The sequence below is a fragment of the Achromobacter sp. genome (assembly GCF_057314935.1).
Genome location: NZ_DBHKZA010000138.1, coordinates 1 through 8,365, shown reverse-complemented (window position 1 = coordinate 8,365; position 8,365 = coordinate 1). Strand labels below are relative to the sequence as shown.

Genomic DNA, 8,365 nt, shown 5'->3' with positions numbered 1-8,365 from the left:
AGACCTGCCCATCTCTCGCCATACCGTCCATACCCCAGCGGTTCATGGCGCCCAGGTACTGGTTGATGCCCAGGCCTGCACGCAGAGCGACACGCCGATCTGTCGCGTTCGCGGGGTTCAGGGTGCGGACTTCGTTCGCCATTACCTGCCAGACAGGAATGCCGTTATGAATGGCTGTCAGGGCGTTGGTGGCCGGGTCGGTGATCGCAGCCACCAGCGACGCGGATCCAAGCCGCGATGCCACATTCAGGGCCTTATAGGTGTCCATACCTTCGGCCAGTGCCGCGTTGACAGGCGGTTCCTTGGTCCCGGCCGTGTTCTGGTACACGGTGTCCAGCCAGCGCGCCTTCGCCTCAATCTTTTCCGTACGGTCAGGCTCGCGCATCTTCATCTGCTGGGTAGCGCGCTCGCGCCAATAGCGAAACGCCAGGTGAGGATTCGGCCCAAAGGTCTCGGTCAAGGCGATATCCCGGGCCATGCCCTCAACATGCCTTTGCATCGTTTCCAGGATGGTCGATTCGCTGTACTTCTCCGCGTATCGGATATAGCTCTCGGCATCCTGAAAATGCAGAATGCGCTCGGCGCTGCCGTGGTTGGCGATCAAGCCACGGCCAGGCAGCCCCCTGCCCGGCTCGATCTTGTTGGCGCCGTTGGTGGACAGCGTCTCCCAGGCGGCCGACAAAAGGTCACGCACTTCGCCGTCGGACATCAGAGAGCCGTCCTCATTGACGTATCGGCTGCGGTCCAGGCCGGTCATAGCGTCGTCCACCCACATGGCGCGCGCGGCGTCGCCCTTGAGCTTGCCGCCGCCGGTGGCCACCAGCTGCTGGCTGTGGGCCTGTGGGAACCCCCAGTTCTCCAGCCGCCCGACATTACCGCCGGCTCGGTTGAATCGGTCTCGAAGCTGAGCAGCGACATCGCTGAAGGCTTTGGCGGCCTTTGCCGCGTCAGCGTCTCCCGTCTTCGTTCCGCGCAGTTCGCGCGCGATGGACAAGGTCTTGGCCGGGTCGGTCACCAGGCCAAGCAGTCCGCCCTTGGCCGTATCGAACACGTCCAGCATCTGCCCCAAGGCGTGGTTTCTGATCGCCTGCGAAGTGCTCTCCACCGAGAGCGTGCCGCTCTTGCCGTCGGCATAGAACATCAGAGATCGGGAGAGCGCATCGATGGGGCTGAACGTCGACTTCTCCAGGTAGGACTGGACGGCATCATGTCGCAACGCTGTCAACGCGATGCGGCGCTCTTTCAGCGCAACCTCTGCCTGCATGTCCATAGCCGCGCGCTCGGCTGCCGCGCTCAGTCGATCGGCCTCGCTCATGGCCCGCCAAGCGCCCAGGTCATCAGCGGCGATTTGGCGCATGGCCCGCGCAATGCGGTTCTCGATGTCCTGGCTCTGCGCCTGCGTCAAGCCGCGCCCCAGGACTTGCGAAACCGCTTCGATGCATTCCTGCCTCATCATGCCCCCAATCGCAGGAAGCACGCCACGGCGGCCCGGAACCCTTCCGGCCTGCTGTATGCGCGCTCTGCCTGCACTTCGTTCAGTTGATCGCGCAAGGAGACCTCGCGCACGTTGCCATCGGCGTCCTCTTCGCGCACGCGAATGTCGCCAAGTTCATCGAGGCGGGCAAGTCCCGCCTGAGTTTCCATATCGACTGGCGCTGCATTGCCGTCGCCCGCGCGCGGCGGTTGGGCTGCCTCGGCAGCACCCGCTGGCTGCGCCTGTGGTGCGCGCGCCGCCCCGTCCGTCGTTCGAACTCCCTGCACGGGTGCCCCAGCCGGAGCCGGCTGGCTGACAGCAGCTTCCTGAACTTGGCGGCCTCCAGGTCCGACATCACCGCGGCTAGGCTGAGCCCCACGCTGTGCTGCCATTTCCTGCACGGCTGCCGCAATGGGGGCCGGTCTGGCTGCTGGCGCTTCAATGGCCGCGCGGTTTTGCTCAAGATCCGCCAGGCGCATATCCAGATCAGCCAGACGTTGGGCAGCCTGTGCGGCTCCTTGATTGCTCTCCACAAAGCCCTGCAACCGGGAAATCTGACCGTCCAGCGCCTGCGCAGCGGCGCGCATCTCTCGATTGGCCAGGGAAAGCGCCTGCTTGTAGCTGGTGCGTGGCGTCTCCGCCTGGATCTCCTTGGCGCGCTGACGGGGCAGCGCGTCCGAGTTGAGATTGCTCCGCTGAGCGGTCAACTCGACCAGTTCGGCACGCACTGAAGAGATTTCGCGCAGATCGGCCGCTTGACCGAAGGTCGCCAGCAAATCGGCCCGTTCGGCCTCTACCGAGCCGATTTCCTGCTCGATGTTGGCAGCTGCCCTGGCCTGCTCAGTGGGGAACCGCTGGAAAGGTGCACCCTCTTCTGCGGGCCCTCGAGTCGACCAAGTGTCGCGCCCAAGGTACTCTCGCACGCGCGCCAGGTAGTCGCGGGTTTCCTTGGCCCGCGGCTGCCGGCCGGCGAGAACCTCGCGCGCTTGGCGCGGGCCGCCGTTGTAGTCCGCGATCATCGCATCTACGTCACCACCATACTGGCGCATGGTGTCGCGCAGGTAGCGCCCGGCTGCGTCGATCATCTGGACCGGGTCACTGGCGTCCGTCACCCCGTACTTGCGAAGGTTATCGGGCATAAACTGCATGACGCCGCGCGCGCCTGCGGGACTGACCTGATTGCTGTTGCTCCGCTCCCCGGCGTTCTTGAGCGCGTTCAGCAGACCAGCGGGCAGGCCGTACTGCTGCTCGACAGAGGCCGCGTATTCATTCAGTTCAGGGGCATCGAAGCGCAGGCCGCGCCGCGCCGTCAGATCCACCGCTGTGACGCGCTGCGAGGGCAAGAACCGTTGTCCTGCGGGTAGCTCATCGGCGTAGTATCCGAGCGCCTGGCGAGCCGGCGCAGGGTCGCTGGCTCGCGGCAAGAACACCTGATCCTGCACGCCCGTGCGCCCTACATCAGCAGTGCGTCCCTGGGCATCCGCCGAAAGCACTTCCTCGATGGCCGATCGATGAGAATTTGCCGTTGCCGGTTCCGCAGGCACGCCCGGCGCGGTGCCGATTCCGGTATGCGCGGCGTCGCGCGCGGCCAGCGCCGCATCCACCGTGGCGCCCGCGCGCACTGGCAAACCAGCCGCGGAACCGACTGCCCCAAAGATCCCACCCAGGATCCCTTCGGCAGCCAGCGCAGCACCATCCAACGGGCGATATTGCTCCGCCATCGCGTCGTACCCTGCGCCCTTAAGCAGCTCGTAGGTAGACGCGCGCTGGCCGATCCCCATGGCCATGTTCGTGGCGGCGCCATACGCGACGTTGGTGCCCAGATAGGCGCGGGCCCCCGTTCGCACGCCGAGCGCTGCCGCGGGCGCGGCGACGCCGCTATACCCGATCGCGCCGGGCACGAGCACACCGCTGCCAGTCGTAACGGCATCCACAAAGGCCGCGTTCGCCGCTGTGTCAGCATCGACTCCCTGCTCGCGCAGTTCCTGGAACCTGGACCGCCCGGTCGCGCCGCCGGCCGTCACCGCTCCCCCATAGGCCAGCGAGACGCCGGTCGCCCCGCCAGCAGCGAACAGGCCAGTGCCCAGCCCCACCTGGGTCAGCACATCCGCCACACCGTTGACGACCTGGCCAGCTGTGCCCGTCGTCAGAGGATCAGGTGCGTACTGACGGACAGCGGCGTCAGACGCCCGGGTAAGCGGATCGAAAGGATTCAGAGCTCGGACACCCGTCACTGACTCCAGCGCATCGAGGGCAGGCTGATAGGCTTGTCCCGCGATACTGGTCAGCGTGCCCTGTACCTTCGCTGCGCCGCGCGCAACACCACGCGGTACTTCTGATACCACGCCACTCAGGACCCCAGGTTCAGCCTGCCCCAGAATTTCATTCGGCGTGCGCGCTGCTGCGTTGACCTCGCGCAGGCGCTGCTCGTCAAGGTTCATCATTGCTGCGCCCCTGGGATCATGTCGCTTAAACGCCGTCCGAACTCATCCCGGCCGCCGTCTGCGTCAGGTGCCATCTGGATGATGATCGGCTGTCCGGACTTCGGATCTCGCACCGGGATTCCTCCCAGGGTTACCGCGTAGGCGCCGGCGCCCACGCCAATCAGGCCGCTGTTCGACATGCTCCGTCCAAGCTGTTCCTGAAGGCCTCGCGCTGAGATCTCCCGCGCCACGGTTCGATTGGCCCTATCCAGAAAGTCCGATTCGTTCATACCCCAAGGGGCAAGCACTTCGCCGTTTCCATGGAAATTGACGGGCTGCCCAAGGACCGCGGTAATCGCTTGGTCCAGCCGTGAGGAATTAACGTCGGGGGATAGGTCGCCCTCCTGCGCTGCCTTTCCCACGTAGTAGGCCTTTACCGCGTAGGCGTCCTGCATGAAGGCTTGACCGCTGCTGTCACCAGAGGCCGCGCCGCGGTATAGCTTCCCGACTTTGTTGGCGATGGCTTGCGTGAATTCGTTGTCCTTCGGCAGCGGATAGCTGAGTGCGCCGGCCTTGCCACCCCCCCGAAGGATCTCGTCGCCTGCAATGGCTGTCGCCGCGGCGTCGCCTGCGGACTGCACAACATCCGGAGAGAACCAATTGTTTTGCAGCTTCGTCTGTTCGTAGCTCCCGGCCAGTCGCCCGAGGCGCGCCATCATCGGGTCTATCCCGTCCACTTGGCCGACGATGCCCTGATAGGTGTCAGGCGAACCAGCCGCCCAATACAGTTGCCCCAGAATCTGCCGCTTCTCGCGGGCGCCGGCCTGCTTAAAGGTGCTGGATAGTTGCTCGGCCTCCGCAGCCAGGAGTGGCCTCATCTGGACGGCTCCAGCGGGGTTCGCGCGTTGCAGGCCTCGAATGAGGTCAGACCGATCGCGCAGCGCTTGCCCCAGCGCGGCGGTGCCGTTCGGGGTGGCCAACTGGCCGAAGTCCAGGGCCGACGCTGGCTGGGCAGATCGGTTCTCCACCCAGGAAAGGGGAGCTTCGCGGAGCATCTTGGTGTTGGACTCCACCGCGCGCGACAGGCGGTCCAGATTCGAGGCGTCCGTGACACTGGCGCCTGATCGCTGCTGCTGCAGGCGTTTGTCTTGGATGTATGCCTGCTGCGCGTCCACGGGCATCCGCAGCACCTGCTGGACTTCATCCTGGCCGCGCATCATTTCCCGAAACTGTGCTTCGTACTCGGTGCCCTGGACCATGCTCGACCAGCGGAGCATGTCTTCGGTGCGGGCCGGCAGGCCGGTCGACACCTGCTTATCCGCCTCGCCAACGGCCCGCTGCGCACGGGCGATGGATCGGTCCTGCTCCACGCGGGCCCGGGTATCGATGCGGTCCGTTTGCGTCTGCGCCCGCGCCCGAAGCTGTTGGATCTTGTCGGAGTCCAGAAAGCGGACCCATTCGTACCCTGCTGACGCCTCGCCCCGCGCCGCCGCGTCGAATGCCTGAACTGCGCCATGCGGGTCCCGGTCGATCGTCGCGGCGCCAGCGGCGTAGGCAAGCGTGGATTCTGACTCGCCCAGCAGCTTGGCCTTGACACCCTCAGGAAGACTAGATGATTGCAGCGCCGCGACACGCGCCGCGCGGCGTTCTCGGTACTGAGACGGGTCCAGTGCGATGGTCGCGGCGTCCGATTCCATGCCAGTCTGGTACTGCGACGTGATGTAGGACCGCTGGCTTTTTGATTCGAACTCGACCGCGCGCTGGCCAAGGTAGGTGCGCTGACGGGTCAACTGCTCGCGGTAAAACGGCCGCGTCCCCTCCGGAGCGTTCTCCAGGGCTTGCGCGCTGTAGTCGTCGAATTCCTTAAGCAAGCTCGGGGTGAAGTCCGGCGCGCCCGGAGCGGCGGTGTCCTGCATTTCGTTCAGGCGCTGGAGCCATTTGATCTGGTCGTCGCTGGTGGCCTTCGACACCCAGGCGGTGGACTGCTCCCGCTGCAGGCGATCAGCAGCCGCCGCGACCTGCCCCAGGCCAGCCCCTACGCGAGATACGGCCTCGCCGGACGTGTCAGCGGCTACGGCCATGGGAACGCGCGGCGCGGAGGTCCCGACAGGCAGGGCTTGGCGTTGCTGCGCGACTTGAATGGGGACACGGGTTGCCATCGATTACCTCCAGTACTGTGCGACGTTGCCGACGCGTAGGCCAACGCCGCTACCAGCTCGCAGGCCAGAACCAGCGGCAGCAGCCGGAGCAAGCTGGGATAGGCCATAGCCTGCGGCAGACGTCAGGGCGGTCGTAGCCGCACCCAGCAGCCCGGAACGCTTCGCGTCCTTCCCTGATGCCCGCAACGTTCTGGCGGTGAAGCGGTCCATGGTCGCCTGCTGCTCATAGGCGTTGCCTTGCAGAAGCGCCTGGTAGCGCGTCGTCAGGGCGTCCATTTCCAAGTTCTCGGCGGACTGCTGCTGAAGTAACAGCGCCGACCCACTGCTGGGATCAAGCCCCGACTCAGCGACGGAAGTGCGGATATCTGCTTGCTGCTGAGAGGCGCTGCGGCGCTGCCCGAGTTCGTTCTGCAAACCCGCGTCGTATGCCTGCCGGGCCTGGTTCTCGGCGATGGTGGCGTTGCGCTCTGACGCGTCGGCCTGTTGGTTGTAGCCGGACGCGGCGCTACTGCCCTGCATGACGGAGCCGATGGCACCGACACCGCCGGAGACGGCCGCGATCGTGCCGGCATTCGCGACGAGAAACGCCGAAATTGGATCCATATCACTTCACCTTTGCATAGAGAAAGCAGTCGCGTCCGTCAGGGGTCACGGCGCGCATGAGGCCTTCGCGTTCAAACCCGAGCCGTTCGGCCCAGGCGATAGCGGCGGCATGGCTGGCGTCGACGGTCATTTCGATCCGGCGCCACTGGGCTCCGGCCAGGACCATACGGACGACGCGATGAATCAGCTTGAACTGGAGAAGCGCCCTTTCGGAGAACATCGCCCAGGCCATGCCGCGCTGCTCGTGAGCTTGGACGATCCCGGCGCAGGCAATGACGTCATCCCCATCCAGCGCGGCCCAGGCGACACCGTCGGCCGCCGCAAGCTGTTGCGCATGCTCGGCGCTGATCATCGGCATCGCGAACGCCTGGGCCTTCTGCAGTTGCACGGCCTGGACGTGCGCCGCGGTCATCCGGACTATCTTCATCGATCGTCACTCGTGCCCACCACGGGCATCAGCGCGACCAGGGTGACCGGCAGCGGCTGCTCATTCGTGTACCAAATCTGAGCTCCGCGCTCGTACCCACCAGGCCATGGGATCGGGTCGCTGTCGCCCGTTAACAGGGGCGGCGCGCTACCCATTGGCTGCGACGGCCGGCGGAAGTTCAGCGTGTTGGTCATGTCGCGCGCCGGGCCCACGTTCCCGCCCAGACTTCGGTACATGCGCACGATCAGGTTTGTGATCCGCTTGAGCTTTCCCTGCGCCGTGCCGCTGGCCGATCCCGCTTCCAAGCTCATGGTCGCCACGGCGCAACTCGTCGGCAGGCCCACATGGATGACTTCCGCAGGGAACTGCAAGTCAACACGGCCCGCGACGACAGTGCGGCGAGGATGGGCTGCGCCGTTGGTCAGGATATCGACCTCCTGCCCTTCCAGATGCTCCAAGCCAGTGACACGGTCCGTCGTCGCGCCGCGGTACGTCAGGCCGCTGTCGACGTAGAAGGCTTCGGCCTGGACTTCCTCTTCCTTCAGCGGCGCCCGCAAGATCTCGACATAGCGGACGGTCTGACCGCTCACCTGGCGGCGCACGATCATCCAGAGGTCATCGGCTGAGCCGTCAGGCGATGGCATGGTTTCGACAGCCTCGACGAACCCGTTAACCATTGGGTGGGGGTGCCACGCATAGACGTCGCTGCGCCCGGCCTCTTGGTCATACGTGCACCCGACCAGACGACCGTCAGCCCGCGCCGCCCAGATAATGGAATCCGGCTCCTGCTGGTAGGCCAGATCCACGACACCACTCAGCAGCACGTTGGAAGCAAGCTTCGTGGTGTCCGAAGAGGCGTAATTGTTGGTGTCGTAGCTGTACTCGTAGTCCCGCAGCTTGCGGCCGGATGCTTGAATGAACAGGACGCGGCCGCCGACTTCCACCGGCTGGATCGACCTGGACCCGTATGCGGTTCGCCTTTCTGCGCGGATGTTGGCCGGGCCCAGCGCCTGATTCGCTTGGATCGGGCCGACAATCCACTCATCACCGTCCGTGCCGATGATCAGGTTGTCTGACTCGACCAGCCAGACGGCTCTGTTGATCTGCCGGGCGTTCAGCCGGAACACGATAGAGGAATCCGTCTCCTGCTCCCCGCCTGGCGACTTCGCGGCGAAGTTCTCGAAATCGGCCGTTACCGACATGGCGCCGACACGGCCAGCCATGAGGACCAAACGCTGGCGCCAGAACGCGCCATGTTCAGGCCACCCGTTCGCGTTTG

Annotated in this window: 5 protein-coding genes and 1 pseudogene; all 6 read right to left on the bottom strand. The window is 65.3% G+C overall.

Annotated elements, in window-relative coordinates:
• Nucleotides 1-1,456: pseudogene (locus tag ACO6D5_RS28655) on the bottom strand (hypothetical protein); the annotation flags it as partial.
• Nucleotides 1,453-3,918, bottom strand: a complete 2,466-nt coding sequence (locus ACO6D5_RS28650) for a lytic transglycosylase domain-containing protein (protein WP_485827263.1) — start codon at nt 3,916-3,918, stop codon at nt 1,453-1,455. The gene ACO6D5_RS28650 and the pseudogene ACO6D5_RS28655, both read right to left, overlap by 4 nt.
• Nucleotides 3,915-6,056 carry a hypothetical protein gene (locus ACO6D5_RS28645; protein ID WP_485827262.1) on the bottom strand — a complete coding sequence of 714 codons (2,142 nt, stop codon included), beginning with the start codon at nt 6,054-6,056 and terminating at the stop codon, nt 3,915-3,917. The genes ACO6D5_RS28650 and ACO6D5_RS28645 overlap by 4 nt, the downstream gene beginning before the upstream one ends.
• A 3-nt stretch (nt 6,057-6,059) precedes the next feature.
• Nucleotides 6,060-6,659, bottom strand: coding sequence for a virion core protein, T7 gp14 family (locus ACO6D5_RS28640; RefSeq protein WP_485827258.1), 600 nt, complete (start codon nt 6,657-6,659; stop codon nt 6,060-6,062).
• 1 nt (nt 6,660) lies between these two features.
• Nucleotides 6,661-7,086, bottom strand: a complete 426-nt coding sequence (locus ACO6D5_RS28635) for a GNAT family acetyltransferase (RefSeq protein WP_485827259.1) — start codon at nt 7,084-7,086, stop codon at nt 6,661-6,663.
• Nucleotides 7,083-8,365, bottom strand: a 1,283-nt coding sequence (locus tag ACO6D5_RS28630; protein WP_485827261.1) for a phage tail protein, incomplete at its 5' end; no start/stop codon positions are given. The genes ACO6D5_RS28630 and ACO6D5_RS28635, both read right to left, overlap by 4 nt.

Coding starts and splice junctions, on each gene's coding strand:
- ACO6D5_RS28650 (WP_485827263.1), bottom strand. CDS start 3,918: ATGATGAACCTTGACGAGCAGCGCCTGCGCGAGGTCAACGCAGCAGCG.
- ACO6D5_RS28645 (WP_485827262.1), bottom strand. CDS start 6,056: ATGGCAACCCGTGTCCCCATTCAAGTCGCGCAGCAACGCCAAGCCCTG.
- ACO6D5_RS28640 (WP_485827258.1), bottom strand. CDS start 6,659: ATGGATCCAATTTCGGCGTTTCTCGTCGCGAATGCCGGCACGATCGCG.
- ACO6D5_RS28635 (WP_485827259.1), bottom strand. CDS start 7,086: ATGAAGATAGTCCGGATGACCGCGGCGCACGTCCAGGCCGTGCAACTG.